The organism is Pedobacter sp. Bi126, assembly GCF_918698245.1.
Taxonomy (GTDB): Bacteria; Bacteroidota; Bacteroidia; order Sphingobacteriales; family Sphingobacteriaceae; genus Pedobacter.
Genome location: NZ_CAKKMS010000002.1, coordinates 520,241 through 538,946, shown reverse-complemented (window position 1 = coordinate 538,946; position 18,706 = coordinate 520,241). Strand labels below are relative to the sequence as shown.

Here is an 18,706-nt window from a genome sequence, read left to right as displayed (position 1 = left end):
TGATAAGTAATAATGGTAAGATATTATTCGGTTAGCGCTTAACAAATATTATGATAATTTTTCGAACATCAAAATCATTATAGTCAATTAAACTATTCCTAAATCGATTTTCTTATGCATCATACAGAAATAGATTCAGATCACATCTTTGACGGACCTAAAGGTAATAATTATGCCGGTAAAAATAATTTTGAATGCCTATATTTAAATAACCAAACCTATTCCTATGAATGCTGATAACAGTACTCTATCTAAACGCATTTTATCTATTGATATACTCCGCGGATTAGTGATGATCATTATGGCGCTGGACCATACCAGAGATTTCTTTCATATTGGTGCCATGACCGGCGATCCGCTAAATCCGGATACCACTACAGGAATGTTATTTTTTACCCGTTGGATTACGCATTTCTGTGCGCCAACCTTTGTTTTCTTATCAGGATTATCTGCTTATTTATCGGCACAGAACAAAACAGCTGCTCAGGCGAGTTCATTTTTATTAAAACGGGGTTTATGGTTAATACTGATCGAAATTGTTGTCATCACATTCGGGTTAACCTTTAATCCAACCTATAATTTTATTATTCTTCAGGTGATCTGGGCTATAGGAAGCAGTATGATATTCCTTGGATTGGCCAGCCGCATTTCTTATAAAACTGTGCTGATAACGGGCCTGATACTGGTTTTTGGGCATAATCTCTTCAATTTATTCCCTGCTCCGACAGATTCAAATGGCGATTTGATCTTAAAAATATTTTTCACGGCATCAGGAACCGTTGTGCCGCTTTCTGCCAATCATTTGGTTGGTGTATTTTATGCCATCCTCCCATGGACGGGTGTAATGTTTGTGGGTTATGGCGTTGGCGCCTGGTATAAAAAAGATTATGCTGCCGATCGCCGGCAACGCAATTTATTAATTGTAGGTTTGCTCACTATCTTTGTGTTTATCTCTTTGAGATTGATCAATATATATGGCGATCCCGTTCCGCGGAAAGAACATCACGATTTCTTTAAGAACCTACTTGCTTTTTTTAATGTAAACAAATATCCGCCATCTTTACAGTATATCGCGATGACTTTAGGTCCGGCCATGCTATTTCTGGCTTTTACTGAAAACCTGAGCAACCGGTTTACCAGAATAGCTTCTGTATATGGTGCTGTCCCCTTCTTCTATTATGTACTGCACTTTTATCTATTGCACACCCTTTTAATTGTGGTGTTTTTTGCCACAGGACATACTACCAAAGAAATTGTGCAGGTACCATTTTGGTTTAGGCCTGCAACGTTTGGGTTTAATTTGCCAATAGTATATCTAATCTGGTTTTGTGTAGTAGCCGCTTTGTATCTTCCTTGCAGGTGGTTTAAACGATATAAGGAAACACACCAGCAATGGTGGTTAAGGTATGTTTAAGAGTATATCATAAAGGCGAATTCACCTCAGATGCTATCGTGTTCTACAAAGTACTCCTACGGAGCGCCTCCCGATGAAAATCGGGACAAGTCGTCGAAACACCTCAAAGCATATTGTAATGGCCTTTCAACAGGTTATCAATGACAGTCGTAACAGCGTGGTCGTCTTTCCCGCGCAGGGCTATAGTGTGGACACATCTTTATATGTGTGGGTTTTTCGACGTTATGCTGGCCTTCTTTAATAATACACAGGTTTTACAGAAGAACGTCTGTCAATCCCAAGTGGCAGGAAATCAAAAAACAGGTGCAGAATAGAACAAAATAGCACTACCAAACCTAAAACGCAGTGGTTTTGTGTTTATAAAGCTAATTTAAAGTTTTAAGAATATTGAAACACAAAACGAAGTGCCGCTGTTTTTTGATGAGCTTGGGGGGTGAGGAGCCACATTGCCGGATTGACAAAGCGCTTTGGGTACTTTGGCGCTCCAAAGTACCATGCCCCGCGGCAAAGAGCGGAAAAGACTATGTTTGCTTAGTTTAATGTTTTTTCGAAATAAATGCCCCTTTATAGCTGGAAAGATGCTGATCCCGGACATTCGGGACGGCATGATGACCATCTCGATGAAATGTACTAAAAAAACATATATAGAGTTAACAGAAGATGTGTCCACACGATAGGCATACGCGAGAATCTTAAAGCGCTTGCACTTCGATTCCTTGGAAGGAGTGATCTTTGGACTATGTTAAAAGATCTCTCCACTGCGGTCGAGATGACGATTTTCTTACCTGTAACCTCACAACTTTGTTTTTTGCTGAAAAACTGGTCTCTCAGGATAACAAATCTATATTTGATACAACCTTTTTGTTTAGCCTTTTTTCCATTTTATTCCACAGCCAACAGCTTTAGTTGATGCAATTGCAGGCTTTTTACCGATAGATAATTCGTTAACTGCATTTTTAACATACTCCACTTTTGTACTGTTTGCTTCTTCAGGATCGTTATCTATGGCACCAATGTACTCAACCACATTTCCTTTACCGGTTTTGTTCAGCACAAACACATGGGGTGTTCTGGTAGCGCCAAACTGTTTGGTTACCACATGGTCAGGATCTAACAGATAAGGGAAATTGAATTTCTTCTCTGAAGCCAGCGCTTGCATTTTTTGGAAACTTTCATCTGGAACGGCTCCAGCATCGTTTGGATTAATGGCCACAACAGGATAACCTTTTGCGGCATAAGTTGCATTTAAGGCCGAGATACGCTCCTGATAAGCTTTTGCCACTGGGCAGGTATTACAGGTGAAAATTACAATATAGCCCTTTGCATCCTTGTAATCGGCCAAGGCAACCATTTTGTTATTTACGTTTTTCAGCGAGAAATCTTTTACTACATCGCCCACTTTATAACCTTCAGTCTGGGCAAATGCGACTCCTGAAATCAGCATAAAAGCCATTAAAATCAATCTTTTCATAACGATCTATTTAAAGTTTAACAAAGTATTTTTCAGTTCAGTTTCTGTAAATTCTTTTTCGTAAAAGCGTCTTGCTTTCTTGTTTACAAATAATGTAGCAGGAATAGCACCCGACCATTTTTTGTCTACCCGTTCAATATACGCTTGCTGATCGGGCTCGTTTAAAAGAAATACCTCAGCATTAATTTTATTGTTCAACACAAATGGAATCACTTCCTTTTGTAGTTTTGACTTGAAATCTAAACTCACTAAAAGCACCTTAACGGGCTTTTTTAAATTGGCTAAACGTAATTTCTCGAAATTCGGCAACTCAGCCACACATGGTAAACACCAGGTAGCCCAGAAATTGATTACATAAGTTGTATCTTTTCCATTGGCAATGCGTTTATCCAACTCATCCAGTTTGAGCAATGTTACCTGTGCTGTAGCACAATAAGTAATTAAAGATAAGCAGATTATGAAAAATATACGCATAAATGAATAACGAAATTTAATGGGGATTGTTTTATCATTGTTTGTCATCCTGAGCAAAGCGAAGAATCTTTTCTTCACTTTAAATTAAAGATTCTTCACTGCGTTCAGAATGACAGTAAGAAACTAATTCACCGATCCCAATTTAACCAATACACGTTGATAAGCTGGAAGTGTTAAATCATCAACAATTACGCCTCTGGTAGTGCTTGCGTGCACAAAAAAACCATTGTTGAGGTATACCCCTACATGATCTACATCGTTGCCGCCAAAAGAGAAAAATACCAGATCTCCTTCCTTTAAATTATCGATATTTTTACGCTTCACCACATTGGCTTGCTCGCGTGAAATACGCGGAAGTGTAACCCCATAAATTTCTTTCTCCAATAAAAAAGCAAAACCAGAACAATCGATACCGCCTTTATCTAAACCTCCAAAACGATATTTTACACCTGTCCAGTCGGTAATGAAACGATAAAGCGGTTTGCTTTGTAAATTTGCCATTGCATCTGCGGCTTTCGAAGCCTTTGTATCACTTTTAACAGTATACTTACGGGTACCGCATGAAGTTATAAGGATAGAGAGAACCAAAATTAAAGAAAAAGCATATTTAGTTTTTATCATAACTTTTAATTCCTTTGACTACACATTCATTTAGATATTTACAATACCAACATCTGTGTTCATCCTTTTTATCTGTGGTTAATGTCCTAATTCTTGATTAATCGTTGTATTTCGTCCAGTTTCAATAAAGCTTCAACAGGTGTTAATGCGTTTACATCCAAATTATTCAATGTATCGCGGATTTTAACCAGAACAGGATCATCGATGGCAAACATCTGTAGCTGATAAGCCTGGTTCTGCACTTTTTTAATGCTGTCTTTTATACTTTGCCCTTCTGTACGATCTATTTCCAGTTTTTTCAATATCTCATTCGCACGGCCAATTAGTTTTGTTGGCATACCGGCCATTTTCGCAACGTGTATACCAAAACTATGTTCGCTACCACCGGGAACTAGTTTCCGCAAAAAGATTACCTTATTGGTCATTTCTTTTACCGATACATTAAAGTTTTTAATGCGCGGCATGGTATTGGCCAATTCATTTAACTCATGGTAATGCGTAGCAAATAAGGTTTTTGGTCTGGCAGTTGGATGCTGATGCAAAAACTCGGCTATGGCCCAGGCGATTGAAATACCATCGTAGGTACTTGTTCCGCGCCCAATCTCATCGAGTAAGATTAAACTGTCGTCCGAAATGTTGTTCAGGATACTGGCCGTTTCATTCATTTCGACCATAAACGTACTTTCTCCTGAAGAAATATTATCAGATGCACCTACCCGGGTAAAAATCTTATCTACAATACCAACTTCAGCATCTTTAGCGGGAACAAAAGAACCCATTTGCGCCATCAGTACAATCAGTGCCGTTTGCCTTAAAATGGCCGACTTACCCGCCATGTTGGGGCCGGTAATCATAATAATCTGCTGACTTTCCGTGTCGAGATATACATCATTGGTAATGTATTCTTCTCCAACAGGCAGTTGTTTTTCAATTACCGGGTGACGGCCACCTTTAATATCAAGCACTTTATTCTCGGTAACTTTTGGCTTGTTATAATGGTTTTTAGCCGCTAACTGTGCGAAACACAATAAACAATCAAGCTGTGCAATTAAAAACGAATCGAGTTGGATCGGTTTGATGTAACTGGCTGTTTCGTACATCAGTTCGTTGTACAAACGGATTTCGATAGCCTGTATCTTCTCTTCCGCCCCCAAAATCTGATCTTCGTATTCTTTAAGCTCCGGTGTAATGTAACGTTCTGCATTTACCAGTGTTTGTTTACGGATCCAGCCCGCTGGTACTTTATCTTTATGGGTATGGGTAACTTCTAAATAATAGCCGAAAACATTATTAAAGGCAATTTTTAACGATGGGATACCCGTTGCTTCTGCTTCACGTTTTTGTATCTGAACCAGATAATCTTTACCACCAAAAGCAATTTTACGCAAGCGGTCTAAATCTTCATCAATTCCGTCTGCAATTACATTTCCTTTAATCAGCAAAGCTGGTGGTTCGGGCTGTAATTCCCTTTCAATTCTCTCCCTAATGGTCAAACACGGATTTAACTGATCTGCAATTTTAATCAGGAAAGGGTTTTTAGAATCGGCAGCCAGTTTTTTAACCGCCTCAATATGGTAAAGCGCACGTTTTAAAGCAACCAATTCTCTCGGACCAACGCGTTGAAGGCCTACTTTAGAAATGAGTCTTTCTAAATCACCAATCTGTTTAATGTTATTTAAAAATTCGCCTTGTAATTCTTCATGTTTTACAAAATACTCCACCATTCCAAGTCGTTCCTGGATTGGTTTCAATTCTTTTAATGGCATAATGATCCACTTTTGCAACAAACGTGCACCCATTGGCGTACAAGTATGATCCAGAATATCGAACAAGGTTACGGCATTGTCATTAGGCGAATTCACCAATTCGAGGTTACGGATGGTGAAACGGTCTAACCACATGTAACGGTCTTCCTCAATGCGGCCGATCGAGCTGATGTGCTGTAAATTACGATGCTCAGTTTCGCCCAAATAGTGTAGAATTACACCAGCAGCAACAATTCCGCTCTGCAAACGCTCAACACCAAAACCTTTTAACGAAGAAACTTCAAAGTGTTTCATCAAGGTTTCGTTCCCAAAATCAGTGGTAAAAGGCCATTCGTCTAAACCAAAAGTGTAAAAACGGTCGCCGAAGTGCTCTGTAAATGCCTGTCGTTTCGATTTCTGAAAAATAACTTCTGTTGGCTTAAAGCCTTGCAAAAGTTTGTCAATATAATCGCTGTTGCCCTGCGCAATTAAGAATTCACCTGTCGATATATCTAAAAATGAAACGCCCAGTTGTGTCTTATCAAAGAAAACACAGGCCAGGAAATTGTTCGATTTTTGGTTTACAATATTATCACCGTAAGCTACTCCAGGCGTAACCAATTCTGTTACACCACGTTTAACAATGGTTTTTGTGGTTTTAGGGTCTTCCAGCTGATCGCAAATGGCTACCCGTTGTCCTGCCCGCACCAGTTTGGATAAATAATTATCTAACGAGTGATGCGGAAAACCAGCCAGTTCTAAAGCACCGCCATTGGGTCCGGTACCTCTTCTGGTTAATACGATGCCTAATATCTGTGCCGTTTTAATGGCATCTTCGCCAAAGGTTTCATAAAAATCGCCAACCCTAAATAGTAAAAGTGCGCCCGGATACTTCGCTTTAATTGCGTTGTACTGCTGCATTAACGGGGTTTCTTTATTCGTGTCTTTAGCCAAAACTGAAATTAATTTACAAAAGCCATAAAGATAACACGAATAAGCATTTTACAGCTGTTTTGTTGAAAAGTTAAAAGATTGTTAGTTTGTTTAACCGCTTAAAAATTTAAATCTGCTATTTGGAAGGTATGCCAGTTAACCAGTTTATACAATTTAAACGATTCCCCACCATTTGAAAATTAAGGGTTCTGTACGTTTGGGGGGGGGCTGTGGCCCTGCTTTTTGCTTGTAGTCCCTCTTTTCAATCGGGAGCTACCGCGTCAATCAGGTTTAGGTACCATGGTCTGTTTTAACCCTTTGCATCATAGTTTTCTTTCTTCAACAGTTAACCGTTTTATACAATTAAACAAGGGTTCTGTGCATTTCGGGTTGTGCAGGTCCTGTTATCCGCTTTAATCGTTACACTCGTGTTCGCTCCTAACAGATTTAGTTACAACGGTCTGTTTTAACCCTTTGCATCATAGTTTTCTTTCTTCAACAGTTAACCGATTTAAACAGTTTCAACAATTAACCATTATTCAAAAACGTTTCTCACAGTTGTGTGTTACATTAATATAAATTAATAACTAATATTTTTAATTATGACGATCCAATTGAATACCGACAAAAATTTAACCATACACCAAGAATACGACGAAAAAATCCAGACACAGTTAAATGAAGGTTTGAGCAGATACAGCGATCTAATTACGCGCTTAGAAGTTCATCTATCTGATGAAAACGGCAGTAAAGATGGCTTAGATGACAAAAGATGTTTATTAGAGGCCAGAATAACTGGAAAAGACCCTATAGCCGTTACCAATATGGGTAATACCTACGATTTGGCTATTACAGGTGCTTTAACAAAATTAAAAAGTACACTCGAAAAAGTGGCTGGAAAGATGAAAGCGCATTGAATTTATTTAGCGTGGGCGTCATTCCCGCGTAGGCGGGAACCACGCAGTGCTCAGCGAAGCTAATCTTAAAGCAGTCGTAGCAATGCATTAAGATTCCCAATCAGGTTGGGAATGACGATTTAATTTATATACTTACTTTTTTCAGTTCTTCAATATATCCCAAAAACAGATTTAAAGCTTTCTTTCTATCATCGGTAACATCAAATTGAAGTTTGTGGTACAGGTAATCTTCCAGGTCGAAATTCGGCACTTCAGGTAATTCCTGTAAAACTTCTTTTCTATGCGCTAAACCAAATTTTAAAGCGGCATTAAATTCAGCCTTAAATTCTTGTGAGACTTCTTTATTTGCTACCCAGGCAGCATACATAAAGGGTAATCCGGTAAAGTTTTTCCACTCCTCACCCATATCATAAGCGTAGGCAAAGTCTTCTTTTTTTCCAAAGGTTCTATCGCCTATTAAAACAAAAGCATCGGTTTTTGCAGCAGGATCTGTAGTAAACTCCACTTCTTTTTTCCAATGGAACTTAAGCAATACTTTGGCTAAATTGTTTGAGGTGCGCGAGTGGGTATCCAGTCTTACCGTTTTAATTTCATGGGCAGGAACTTCACTAAAAATGAATACAGAATTTACACTACCATCACTTCCAATACAATAATCGGCAACAATATTGGCATTTGGAACCAAGGGAATAGCTGCTACAGGCATTAAACCGATATCAACCTGACCGTTAATTACTTTAGCTGCGCAATCTGAAGGAATATCTAAACTTAAATCAATTTTATTTATAATGTCCGAATGTTCTAATCCGTATATAAAAGCTTTGGTATTGGTATAGGCAACGGCCGATATTTTAATCTTATTCAAGGTGTTATGTTTTGCGCTTCACGTTTGGCGTTAAGCGAATTATTCAATTACTAAACCGTCTAAATGAAGGGCACTGTTAAACTCAAGAACCGTAAATTTTCCATCTTCGAATCCCATTTTGTAAAGCACCGTATTTTGATGTGGAAACTCAGTCATTTCGCTCAGCGGTTTGCCTAACAATAAACACAAGAAAACGCGCATCGCTCTACCATGCATGCAAAGTAAAACTGTTTTTTCTTCAGGTCTGCTCATCAAAACTTCCATCGGCTGTTTTAAGCGTTCGTAAACATCCTGAACGCTCTCGCCACCCTCGAAATGTGCTGTATAATCACCATCCTGCCAGCTCTGCAGCATCTCACGGAATGCATCACGTGCATCTTCTGTATTCGGTTTTCCTTCCCAAACGCCCCAGGCCAATTCGTCTAAGCCCGAAAGTTTTTCCCAGGGTAATCCCAAATCAATAAACTTCTGGACGGTTTGCCAGGTACGTTTTAAATCCGAAGTATAAATCTTATCAAAAGGTACATTTTTATAGGTTTGGTAAAAAGCTTCTGCCTGCGCCCTACCTAAATCATTTAAGTCAGAATTTATACCTCTGCCCTGTACTATGCCTTGTCTGTTAAGTTCCGTTTCGCCGTGGCGTATAATGTATATTTCCTTCATCAATAATGATTGAATTTTGAATGATTGAGTTATTGATTGTTTAATTATTGAATGATTGAGTTTTGAATGATCAAATACCGAGTTGCCTATCACATTCACTCAATCTCTCATTCTTTCATTCGATTATTAATTAACAACGGGTAGCTTATAATATTGAGGTTTCTTTTCTTCTTCGAAAACGACGTGCTCGAAATCGGTAACCACATTATATAAAGTATCGCGTTCTATTGCTTTTCTGCCCACTTGTTTAATCAGATTCACCAGCTCTTTGGTGCTCATTGCGGGTGTTTGCTCTTCGGCTCCGGCCATTGAATATATTTTTGTGGTATCATCCAAGGTTCCGTCTATATCATCAACACCATAATTTAAGGATAACTGAGCTGTTTCACGACTGATCATTGCCCAATAGGCTTTAATATGATCGAAATTGTCCATGTAAATACGGGCGATGGCATAATTCCTTAAGTCTTCAATCACTGAAGTTTCAGGCACATTGCTCATCTGATTATGTTGATTTCTGAATTTTAGCGGAATAAAAGTCTGAAAACCACCTGTGCGATCCTGCAATTCACGTAATTTCTCCATATGATCTACCCGGTGCCAATATTTTTCGATATGACCATAAAGCATGGTCGCATTACTACGCATACCAAGTTTGTGCCATTCTTCGTGAATATCAAGCCATTGCTGACCAGTACATTTATCTTTAGCAATCTGCTCTCTGATTTCAGGGTGAAAAATCTCTGCCCCTCCACCTGGTATTGATTCTAGTCCGGCCTCTTTCATCAAACGCATACCCGTTGCGTAGTCGATTTTGGCTTTCTTAAAGATATAATGGTACTCCACAGGCGTTAATGCCTTCACGTGCAAATCAGGGCGGTGCTGTTTAATAGCGGTAAATAAAGCAGAATAAAAGGCCACATCGTATTGAGGAAGTACCCCACCTACAATATGCACTTCTGTTACAGGTTCGCCATCATATTTTTTAACGATATCGAGCATCTGCTCCATCGTTAAGGCCCAGCCTTCTTCTTTTTGTTTAATTAAACGGGAGTACGAGCAAAATTTGCAGTCGTAAACGCATAGATTGGTAGGTTCTAAATGGAAGTTCCGGTTGAAATAAGTTTTATCACCGTGTTTTTGTTCGCGGATAAAATTTGCCAGAACACCAAGGTAACCCAGTTCTGCATGTTCGTACAAATAAACGCCTTCATCAAAGGTAATACGTTCTCCATGAAGGACTTTGTGTGCTATGTTTTGTAATTCAGTTGATAAATTGGTATCAGCTAATATTTTTTCAACTTGCTCAGTTGTGTTCATTCCTGATTTATTTTGAACAAAAATACAATAATGAGGCGATTTGAAAATCATTTTCTTGTAACAAACCGCGATTTTTGAATGTTGTCCTTGATTATTAACCACAAATGAACACAGATAAATACAGATATTGATTGCTTTTTTAAGTGAGCTTAGCTGTAGGCGTTAATATTAGCCACAGAAACACGGAAGTCACGGAAAAATAACTGTCAAACTTCCGTATAAACTGATGTTACCCCGCTTGACGGCCAGATATGTAAGACAAAACCTGATTCTAATTTATATCTGTGTTATCTGTGGTTAAAACCTACTATAAAAGAGTCTAAGAAACTCCGTGTAAATCCGTGTTTCCGTGGCAATCCTAAAAGATGGCAAACAAAAAAAGCACCTCTTTTCAGAAGTGCTTTATATGTTTTTCACAGGTTGATATTTTTTAGCTAACTATCTTGCTGCAGGTACAAACGTTAAAACGATGTTTGCAGTTTTACCACCAAATTCAATCGGCGATTTCAAGATCATTTGTGTGCTGGAAAGATCAGTTAATACTAAACGGTAACCTTCTGTTACGTTTTTAGCTTTATCCCCTTCAAATATTTTCTTAAACTGAAAGGTTTGATCTTTAGGTGCTGCCGACCAGAAAATAGTCTGCATTACCGAACCACAAGCACTTGATGCTGGTAACGTGTAAGAACCATTACCGCTATTGGTTAAGTTCCATGTACTTCCCTGAAAACATTTGTAAGATTTCTCTCCAAATAAACCTTGAACAGCGCCATCAGGTAATCCTTCTAAAGCTACATTACTCACTACCCATTCGCGCACAACTGTACCTCTGCTACCTGTTACACCTGCAGTTACTCTTTTTGCAGTATTACAACTTTGTAACATTACTAAAGTAGAACATGCTATTGCGATAGCTATAAATAATCTTTTCATTTTTGTTTAATTTAATTTCGTCAAACTTGTTACATAAATCTTGCCAAAACCATTACGAACCTTAAATTAGCGCCAAATTATTAAATTGCATCACCATATCACTTCGATCAAAATCAATTATCATGAAACCCGAAACCCTTGCTATTCACGCTTCTAATCTTGTAAAAAGCATTACCGGCGATGTTACCCTACCTATTAATCTATCGACAACTTTTTTTCGCGACGAAGATGGAGGTTATCCCGGAGGGCATATGTATAGCAGGGTAAGCAATCCAAACCGGTCTGCTTTAGAAAACACTGTAGCCAAATTAGAATATGGCGAAGATGCTGCTGCTTTTTCTTCGGGCAATACCTGTGGTATGGTTTTGTTTCAGGCTTTGAAACCTGGCAGCCACATTATTGCGCCTGATGATATGTATTGGGGTATTAAAAAACAGCTTCTTACGATTTTTAACGATAGTTTGGAATTTGATTTTATTGATCAGACTGATTTAAATCTGATAAAATCGAGCATCAAACCTAACACCAAATTGATCTGGACCGAAACCCCATCTAATCCATTATTAAAGATTACCGATATCGAACAAATTGCCAAAATAGCTAAAGCTAAAAACATTACAATGGCCTGCGACAGCACCTTTGCTTCGCCTATTTTACAAAACCCGATTTTACTGGGTGCTGATATTGTGATGCATAGCAGTACCAAATACCTGGGTGGCCATAGCGATGTACTTGGCGGAATTCTGGTAACGGCGAAAAAAGATGAGTTGTGGGAGAAAATCAAAAACATTCAGCAAACGGGTGGAGCGGTGCCTTCTCCCTTTGATTGTTTTCTGTTAACCAGAAGCATTAAAACACTGGCTTATCGCATGAAAGGCCACTGTGAAAATGGAAAAATCATAGCCGACTATTTAAACAAACATCAGAATGTTGAAGCTGTTTTTTATCCGGGTTTGGAAAGTCACCCTCAGCACGAAATTGCAAAGAAACAAATGAAAGATTTTGGTGGAATGATGTCGTTCCTGGTTAAGGGAGATGTTGAAGCGGCTCACAAAGTGGCAAATAAGGTTCAGTTATTTGCACAAGCGACCAGTTTAGGAGGTGTAGAGAGTTTAATCGAACATCGTTATTCGGTAGAAGGCCCCGATAGTAAAACACCAAAAAATTTACTCCGTATTTCTGTAGGCTTAGAGCATGTAGACGATATTATAGCCGATTTGGCGCAGGCACTGGGTTAAAAAAATCGTCATTGCGAGAAGGCTTTTTCAGCCGACGAAGCAATCTTACAACGATCGCTACTATCGTGCGCTTTAAGATTGCTTCGTCGTTCCTTCTCGCAATGACGAATATTTGTTTTGAAATCTATTTCGGATTACAAATCGTAGTCAATTTAAGTGAATAATTTGCTTCTAATGGCTCATTTGTTTGTGCCAGACGTTGCGAACCTGTATTAGCCGGGCAGGCAATGTCACCAGCAGCATCATATATTAATTTTGTACCACCGGCTAATAATTCTTTAGGTACATAAACCTGTACCTTTGTAATCGAATAACCAGAAGGAAAATAACGCACATAATAACCATCAGGGTGTTTGGTCCAGATACCACTTGGCACATCGCTTCTTGGTGGCGCCATACCCGCTATAATTGCATATTTTTCCATATCGGCATAAGTATAATTTCCAGACGACACCAGTTGACGGATATTATTTTCTGCTTCAAAAACAGCTCTCACCCCTGACGGCAGCTGGTCTTTAGCCTTCTCCATTACATCGAAAGGCAAAACACCTAAAGCACCACCTTCTAATTGTGTAAGTTGTTTTGGCGTTAACAATTTAATGGCAGTTACTTTAACCTGTCCATTAAAATCAGCAAATTTTGTTCTTGCAATAATAGTCCATAATAATGCCTGAATATCGTGTTGATCTACATCAGGATGTTTCTCAGCGCTTTTCAGTATAGCAACCACAATTTCTTCTTTAGGGCCTAAAACGGGTGCAAACATGTAACCATCACCCTTTGATGGGGCGAAAGTTCCGGCTTTTAGACAATAACTTTTATTGGTCATTTCATAAAGCCCCTCGCAAAGCACAAAACCACCATCTGGATTTTTAGGCAGTAAATACAAGGGCTGGGCTTTTAAATTTAATGAATTAATAAAATCAGGCAGCTTTTCGCCCTCTCTATTTACGTCTTCAAAATTAGTGGTAATAGCAGCAGGTTGTTTTAAAAATTTGTCTACGCCTAAAGCTTTCGCGCCCTGGGCAGTGCCCACTTTTAATAATTTATCTTTTAAGCCTCCAAATTGAGCGTTTACATTATTTAAACCTGCGATAGTAAACAACAGGCCTAAACATAGGGATTTTGTATTTTTCATCATAATTAATTTAGATAGGTACCACAAACTTAGAATTTTAAGCGTTAATTCAGTATTAAAGTTTCAGATTGTCATTGCATCATAAAAATACGCAATTCATTTTCAGCGAGTTAATGTAATTTCAAAATTTTATTTTGTGGATTAAAATTAAATTCAGACATTTGGAATATTATTTGGCAGATAGCTAAATAAAAGTCAATCTTCACGGGTTGATTTATAAAGAAGTGGCGAGAGACTGGCTCGATGACCCACTGGCAACCCTCAGAAAGAGAAGGTGCCAATTCCTGACCGGATAACATGGTGTTATTTGGAGATATAAATTAGAACTGATGAAAACATTAAATCTTCAATCGCTAAGCGAGCCCAGTGCAAACCTTAAAAAGGTAGAACAAACTTCTATTTTTTTTATTAGTTGTGATATGCGTGCGTTTACTTGTATGTGCTGTTGCATACAGTAATTTAAAAATCTTCCTTTTTTGTTTCTTTCAAATTGGAAGGTCCCGGGAAACCGGGATACGCCCTGCTAGGTTTTAGGATGATCCTAATTCTGTTATCTAATCACATCAACTAAAAAATAGAAATTATGTCAACATCATATAAATTTGAAACTTTACAATTACACGCTGGTCAGGAAATAGATCCAACAACAGGCTCAAGGGCTGTTCCCATTTACCAAACCACTTCTTATGGATTTAAAAATGCCGAACATGGGGCTAACTTATTTGCATTAAAAGAGTTTGGCAATATCTACACCAGGATCATGAATCCTACCAACGATGTTTTCGAAAAACGTATTGCCGCTTTAGAAGGTGGTGTAGCTGCTTTGGCAGTCGCATCGGGGCAAGCCGCTCAATTTATAGCGTTAAATAACATATTGGAGGCTGGTGATAGCATCGTTTCTTCATCTCACATTTACGGAGGAACCTATAATCAATTCAAAGTAGCTTTTAAGCGCTTGGGTATTCATGTCGATTTTGCCAATCCAGATGTACCTGAAGAATTTGAAAGCAAAATTACCGATAAAACCAAAGCAATCTTTTTGGAAACCATCGGTAATCCTGCATTTAGTGTGCCTGATTTCGAAAAAATTGCCGCAATTGCAAAAAAATACGATCTACCTTTAGTGGTCGACAATACTTTTGGCGCTGGGGGTTATTTGTTTAAACCATTGGAGCATGGCGCTAACATTGTTGTAGAATCTGCAACGAAATGGATCGGTGGCCATGGCACAAGTATTGGGGGCGTTATCGTTGACGGTGGAAATTACAACTGGGGCAATGGGAAATTCCCTCAATTCTCTGAGCCTTCAGAAGGTTATCATGGTTTGGTTTTCAGCGATGTTTTTGGTATCGGCGGACCATTTGGCAATATCCAGTTTATTATCCGTGCCCGTGTAGAAGGATTAAGAGATCTGGGACCTGCCCTATCGCCTTTCAATTCTTTTCTATTATTACAAGGATTGGAAACTTTATCACTCCGCGTTCAACGCCATGTAGATAATGCTCTAGAATTAGCAACCTGGTTAGAAAACCATCCATTAGTTAAAGAAGTTCAGTACCCTGGCTTAGCCAGCAGTAAATATAACAACCTGGCTAAAAAATATTTAAGCAATGGTTTTGGTGCGGTTTTATCTTTCGAATTGGCTGGAAGCAAAGAAAACGCAACACAGGTAATTGATAACTTAAAACTGGTATCGCACCTGGCCAATGTGGGTGATGCAAAAACGCTGATCATTCAGCCTTCTGCCACAACACACCAGCAATTGAGCGAAACAGAACAATTAGCTGCCGGTGTTAAACCGAACGCGCTGAGGGTTTCAGTAGGCATTGAGCATATTGATGATATCAAAGCCGATTTCGAACAGGCATTTGCAACCATTAATGCTACAGTTCCGGCAGAGAATTTACAAGCCTAAACCCCTTAGGGGCTTTTTAACAACAACAACATTACAAAATGCATAACAGTAAAAACGATAATGTAAAATCTACTTCAGGGAATTTTGCATCAACATATAGTTATAACAAACAGTTTAAATTAGAGAGCGGAAAAAAGATCCGTAACCTGCAAGTTGCTTATCAAACTTATGGCAAATTAAATGCAAATAAAGATAATGTGATTTGGGTTTGTCATGCACTTACCGCCAATGCTGATGTTTTTGAATGGTGGGAAGGTTTGTTCGGTGAAAATGCTTTGTTCAATCCTGAAGAGCATTATATCGTTTGCGCTAATGTTTTAGGCTCGCATTACGGTAGCACAAACCCATTAAGTACTAACCCCGTAACAGGCTTACCTTATTACCTTTCGTTTCCACAGTTTACCATCCGCGATTTAGTATCAGCACACCAATTATTGGCTTCGCATTTAGGCATTGATTATATTAAATTATTAATTGGAGGTTCTTTAGGCGGACAACAGGCTGTTGAGTGGAGCATTTCGGAGCCGAATAAAATCGAAAACCTGATCCTGATTGCCACTAATGCAACACATTCTCCATGGGGAATTGCATTTAACGAAAGTCAGCGTTTGGCCATTACTACCGATAGAACTTTTTATGCCAACCAGCCCAACGGTGGCAGCAAAGGTTTAAAAACAGCCCGTAGCATTGCACTTTTAAGTTATAGAACCTATAGTGCTTACGGCAGTACACAGGTAGAAAGCGTAAACGATAAAACCGACAATTTCAGATCCTCTTCTTATCAGAACTATCAGGGAGAAAAACTGATTAATCGCTTTAACGCTTACAGTTATTATTATTTAACCAAAGCCATGGACAGCCACAATGTTGGCCGTAACCGCAAAAGCATTTCTGATGCACTAAAATTAATTACGGCAAATACTTTGGTAATCGGGATAGAAAATGACGTTTTGTTTCCTTTATCGGAGCAAAAATACCTGGCCGATCATATCCTAGGCGCGGAATTTAGTGCCTTACACTCAGATTATGGTCACGATGGATTTTTAATCGAAACAGATGCCTTGACTAAGGTAATTGGAAACTTCATCAAGGAAAGCCGGAATAAAAAAATAATCAAACTACAGCATACCGCTTAGAAAGGTAGAAGGTAGAGGGTGTAAAGGTTGAAGGTGAAAAACCGGATACCATAATAAAATTTAAAATAAATCACAAAATAAGAACAGCTATATCGGTGTAATCCATTTATCTGTGTAATCACTTAAAAAAAATGAGTAAGAATTTAAAAATCGGTTTATTTGGTTTCGGTGTTGTAGGACAAGGTTTATTGGATATTATCCAAAGCCAGAACCTGAATCTGGAGATCATTAAAATTGCAATAAAAGACCCAAGAAAGAAGCGTACCCTTAATAAAGATCTGTTTACCACTGATCGCAACGAAATACTGAACAATACAGAGATCAATACAATTGTAGAATTAATTAATGATGCTGATGCTGCTTACGAAATTGTAACCACTGCATTAAAAAACGGTAAAAATGTAGTATCTGCCAATAAAAAAATGATCGCCACGCACTTAAAAGAGCTGGTAGATTTACAACAAGAACATGGTACTTCTTTATTGTACGAAGGAGCCGTTTGCGGCAGTATTCCAATTATCCGTAACCTGGAAGAGTATTACGACAATGAATTATTCCATGCTTTGAGTGGAATTTTTAATGGCTCATCTAATTACATTTTGTCGAAAATATTTAATGAGAACCAAAGTTACGACTCGGCTTTAAAAGAAGCACAAGATTTAGGTTTCGCAGAAACCGACCCGATTTTGGATGTGGGAGGCTACGATCCAAAATATAAACTGGCTATTGCTACAGCACACGCATATGGTTTATTTGTAAATCCAGATGCCATTTTAAACATTGGCATACAGAACCTTTCTAAGCACGACATTAAATATGCGCGTGAGAAAAACTTTAAAATTAAATTGGTTCCTACGGCACGTAAAGTGAATACAAAAGATATTGTAACTTATGTACTGCCAAAACTGGTAGCTAAAGATGATTTCCTTTACAACGTAGAAAATGAATACAATGCAGTTGCAGTTCAGGCGGCTTTTGCTGATAAACAGTTTTTCTATGGTAAAGGTGCTGGAGGCCACCCTACGGGTGCTGCTGTACTTTCTGATATTGCGGCCTTGCGTTACGATTACCGTTACGAGTACAAAAAATACCACTCAGAAAATGGTGTAAAACATACGGGAGAAATTTTATTGGAGATTTACCTGCGTTATGCAGATGAAGATCTGATTACACTGTTGGAATTTGACAACATCAGCGAACGTTATGCTGCAAACAGCTATAAATATGTGGTTGGAACAGTTAAGCTAGAAAGTTTAATTAAGAACCGCGACTTGCTTTTGGATGAATCTGTTTTTGTGGCTTACACAGGCAGACAGATATACAAACAGGAGCAATTGAGTGAAAATGTATTTGCCCAGGAATTGGCAAGCCTATAATTTATTTTTAAGGTTAATTTTTTTATTTGTTTTGTTGTTAAGCACAAAGGTCGGAGCGAGTCCGACCTTTTGCGTTAATTACTTTACCTTAATGTATTTTTCGATAATCACCCGGTCTACCCCTGCTTTTTCTACCTTCTCAATGCCTTTCTGAATCAAAGTATCTTTATGGATAGCGAGTTTAAACTTAAAAGTTTTGCCTTCCCAGTCTTTGTTTTTATAGTATTCTAAATGCTCGGTATAATCATCTTTATCCAATACATAACTTCCTCCACCAGCATCAAAACTGCTGGTATCTTTAGGATTAAGGCTATGTTTTAAAAATGCAAAATGTGTATCGTTAAACATCTTGATCATTTTCAGCTTGCCGGAATAATCCGTTGTTTGGCTAGTTCCATTTTCGATGGTTGTAGCCGATAATAATTGCCAGGTACCCTGAATATCAAGGTCTGAACCTTTTTTGCCTGCATCTTTGTTAACACAAGAAAATAATGAAAATACTGCCAATAGCATTAAAATGTTTCTCATAAATGGGATGTATTAATTT

The 18,706-nt window shown here is 38.4% G+C and carries 16 protein-coding genes and 1 riboswitch; of the genes, 6 read left to right on the top strand and 10 right to left on the bottom strand.

The annotated features are described in order from the left end of the window. The first annotated feature begins 226 nt into the window (after nucleotides 1–226). A complete protein-coding gene (locus LQ201_RS07510) occupies nucleotides 227–1,414 on the top strand; it encodes a DUF1624 domain-containing protein (RefSeq protein WP_230140766.1) in 1,188 nt (395 codons plus the stop codon). Nucleotides 1,415–2,279: 865 nt separating this feature from the next. On the opposite strand, the gene LQ201_RS07505 is transcribed toward LQ201_RS07510, so the two are convergent. The 4 genes from LQ201_RS07505 to mutS all read right to left on the bottom strand — a co-directional run bounded on the left by LQ201_RS07505 (nucleotide 2,280) and on the right by mutS (nucleotide 6,679). Next, nucleotides 2,280–2,885, bottom strand: a complete 606-nt coding sequence (locus tag LQ201_RS07505; RefSeq protein ID WP_230140764.1) for a thioredoxin family protein — start codon at nucleotides 2,883–2,885, stop codon at nucleotides 2,280–2,282. Between the two features lie 6 nt (nucleotides 2,886–2,891). Then, the gene (locus LQ201_RS07500; protein WP_230140762.1) at nucleotides 2,892–3,359 is read right to left on the bottom strand and encodes a TlpA disulfide reductase family protein; all 468 of its coding nucleotides are present in this window, start codon (nucleotides 3,357–3,359) and stop codon (nucleotides 2,892–2,894) included. Between the two features lie 123 nt (nucleotides 3,360–3,482). Further along, nucleotides 3,483–3,980 (bottom strand): C40 family peptidase, encoded by a 498-nt coding sequence (locus LQ201_RS07495; protein WP_230140760.1) that lies wholly within the window; start codon nucleotides 3,978–3,980, stop codon nucleotides 3,483–3,485. An 86-nt stretch (nucleotides 3,981–4,066) separates the two neighbouring features. Beyond that, nucleotides 4,067–6,679 (bottom strand): DNA mismatch repair protein MutS, encoded by a 2,613-nt coding sequence (gene mutS, locus LQ201_RS07490; protein WP_230146617.1) that lies wholly within the window; start codon nucleotides 6,677–6,679, stop codon nucleotides 4,067–4,069. 581 nt (nucleotides 6,680–7,260) lie between these two features. Between mutS and LQ201_RS07485 the strand changes: the two genes are divergently transcribed. Further along, nucleotides 7,261–7,575, top strand: coding sequence for an HPF/RaiA family ribosome-associated protein (locus LQ201_RS07485; RefSeq protein WP_057935301.1), 315 nt, complete (start codon nucleotides 7,261–7,263; stop codon nucleotides 7,573–7,575). Nucleotides 7,576–7,699: 124 nt separating this feature from the next. Here the strand turns inward: LQ201_RS07485 and LQ201_RS07480 are convergent, their stop codons facing one another. The 4 genes from LQ201_RS07480 to LQ201_RS07465 form a co-directional block, all read right to left on the bottom strand. Continuing rightward, nucleotides 7,700–8,440: a menaquinone biosynthetic enzyme MqnA/MqnD family protein gene (locus LQ201_RS07480; RefSeq protein WP_230140756.1), complete on the bottom strand. Its 741-nt coding sequence runs from the start codon at nucleotides 8,438–8,440 to the stop codon at nucleotides 7,700–7,702. A gap of 39 nt (nucleotides 8,441–8,479) precedes the next feature. Continuing rightward, on the bottom strand, nucleotides 8,480–9,103 hold the full coding sequence (locus LQ201_RS07475) for a histidine phosphatase family protein (RefSeq protein ID WP_230140755.1): 624 nt from the start codon (nucleotides 9,101–9,103) through the stop codon (nucleotides 8,480–8,482). A gap of 126 nt (nucleotides 9,104–9,229) precedes the next feature. Further along, nucleotides 9,230–10,423: an aminofutalosine synthase MqnE gene (gene mqnE / locus LQ201_RS07470; protein WP_230140753.1), complete on the bottom strand. Its 1,194-nt coding sequence runs from the start codon at nucleotides 10,421–10,423 to the stop codon at nucleotides 9,230–9,232. 438 nt (nucleotides 10,424–10,861) lie between these two features. Further along, the gene (locus LQ201_RS07465) at nucleotides 10,862–11,356 is read right to left on the bottom strand and encodes a hypothetical protein (RefSeq protein ID WP_055907819.1); all 495 of its coding nucleotides are present in this window, start codon (nucleotides 11,354–11,356) and stop codon (nucleotides 10,862–10,864) included. A 122-nt stretch (nucleotides 11,357–11,478) separates the two neighbouring features. Between LQ201_RS07465 and LQ201_RS07460 the strand changes: the two genes are divergently transcribed. Further along, nucleotides 11,479–12,594, top strand: a complete 1,116-nt coding sequence (locus LQ201_RS07460; RefSeq protein ID WP_230140751.1) for a PLP-dependent aspartate aminotransferase family protein — start codon at nucleotides 11,479–11,481, stop codon at nucleotides 12,592–12,594. A 124-nt stretch (nucleotides 12,595–12,718) separates the two neighbouring features. Here LQ201_RS07460 and LQ201_RS07455 read toward each other — a convergent pair whose 3' ends face one another. Further along, nucleotides 12,719–13,732 carry a hypothetical protein gene (locus tag LQ201_RS07455; protein ID WP_230140748.1) on the bottom strand — a complete coding sequence of 338 codons (1,014 nt, stop codon included), beginning with the start codon at nucleotides 13,730–13,732 and terminating at the stop codon, nucleotides 12,719–12,721. A 211-nt stretch (nucleotides 13,733–13,943) separates the two neighbouring features. Continuing rightward, nucleotides 13,944–14,054: riboswitch (SAM riboswitch) on the top strand. A 261-nt stretch (nucleotides 14,055–14,315) separates the two neighbouring features. Between LQ201_RS07455 and LQ201_RS07450 the strand changes: the two genes are divergently transcribed. The 3 genes from LQ201_RS07450 (at nucleotide 14,316) to LQ201_RS07440 (ending at nucleotide 18,159) form a co-directional block, all read left to right on the top strand. Next, nucleotides 14,316–15,647: an O-acetylhomoserine aminocarboxypropyltransferase/cysteine synthase family protein gene (locus LQ201_RS07450; RefSeq protein ID WP_230140739.1), complete on the top strand. Its 1,332-nt coding sequence runs from the start codon at nucleotides 14,316–14,318 to the stop codon at nucleotides 15,645–15,647. Nucleotides 15,648–15,685: 38 nt separating this feature from the next. Further along, on the top strand, nucleotides 15,686–16,783 hold the full coding sequence (gene metX / locus LQ201_RS07445; protein WP_230140737.1) for a homoserine O-acetyltransferase: 1,098 nt from the start codon (nucleotides 15,686–15,688) through the stop codon (nucleotides 16,781–16,783). Between the two features lie 131 nt (nucleotides 16,784–16,914). Continuing rightward, nucleotides 16,915–18,159, top strand: coding sequence for a homoserine dehydrogenase (locus LQ201_RS07440; RefSeq protein ID WP_230140735.1), 1,245 nt, complete (start codon nucleotides 16,915–16,917; stop codon nucleotides 18,157–18,159). A 78-nt stretch (nucleotides 18,160–18,237) separates the two neighbouring features. Here the strand turns inward: LQ201_RS07440 and LQ201_RS07435 are convergent, their stop codons facing one another. Continuing rightward, nucleotides 18,238–18,687 (bottom strand): hypothetical protein, encoded by a 450-nt coding sequence (locus tag LQ201_RS07435; protein ID WP_230140733.1) that lies wholly within the window; start codon nucleotides 18,685–18,687, stop codon nucleotides 18,238–18,240. Nucleotides 18,688–18,706: the final 19 nt, after the last annotated feature.

Coding starts and splice junctions, on each gene's coding strand:
- LQ201_RS07510 (WP_230140766.1), top strand. CDS start 227: ATGAATGCTGATAACAGTACTCTATCTAAACGCATTTTATCTATTGAT.
- LQ201_RS07505 (WP_230140764.1), bottom strand. CDS start 2,885: ATGAAAAGATTGATTTTAATGGCTTTTATGCTGATTTCAGGAGTCGCA.
- LQ201_RS07500 (WP_230140762.1), bottom strand. CDS start 3,359: ATGCGTATATTTTTCATAATCTGCTTATCTTTAATTACTTATTGTGCT.
- LQ201_RS07495 (WP_230140760.1), bottom strand. CDS start 3,980: ATGATAAAAACTAAATATGCTTTTTCTTTAATTTTGGTTCTCTCTATC.
- LQ201_RS07485 (WP_057935301.1), top strand. CDS start 7,261: ATGACGATCCAATTGAATACCGACAAAAATTTAACCATACACCAAGAA.
- LQ201_RS07475 (WP_230140755.1), bottom strand. CDS start 9,103: ATGAAGGAAATATACATTATACGCCACGGCGAAACGGAACTTAACAGA.
- mqnE (WP_230140753.1), bottom strand. CDS start 10,423: ATGAACACAACTGAGCAAGTTGAAAAAATATTAGCTGATACCAATTTA.
- LQ201_RS07465 (WP_055907819.1), bottom strand. CDS start 11,356: ATGAAAAGATTATTTATAGCTATCGCAATAGCATGTTCTACTTTAGTA.
- LQ201_RS07460 (WP_230140751.1), top strand. CDS start 11,479: ATGAAACCCGAAACCCTTGCTATTCACGCTTCTAATCTTGTAAAAAGC.
- LQ201_RS07455 (WP_230140748.1), bottom strand. CDS start 13,732: ATGAAAAATACAAAATCCCTATGTTTAGGCCTGTTGTTTACTATCGCA.
- LQ201_RS07450 (WP_230140739.1), top strand. CDS start 14,316: ATGTCAACATCATATAAATTTGAAACTTTACAATTACACGCTGGTCAG.
- metX (WP_230140737.1), top strand. CDS start 15,686: ATGCATAACAGTAAAAACGATAATGTAAAATCTACTTCAGGGAATTTT.
- LQ201_RS07440 (WP_230140735.1), top strand. CDS start 16,915: ATGAGTAAGAATTTAAAAATCGGTTTATTTGGTTTCGGTGTTGTAGGA.
- LQ201_RS07435 (WP_230140733.1), bottom strand. CDS start 18,687: ATGAGAAACATTTTAATGCTATTGGCAGTATTTTCATTATTTTCTTGT.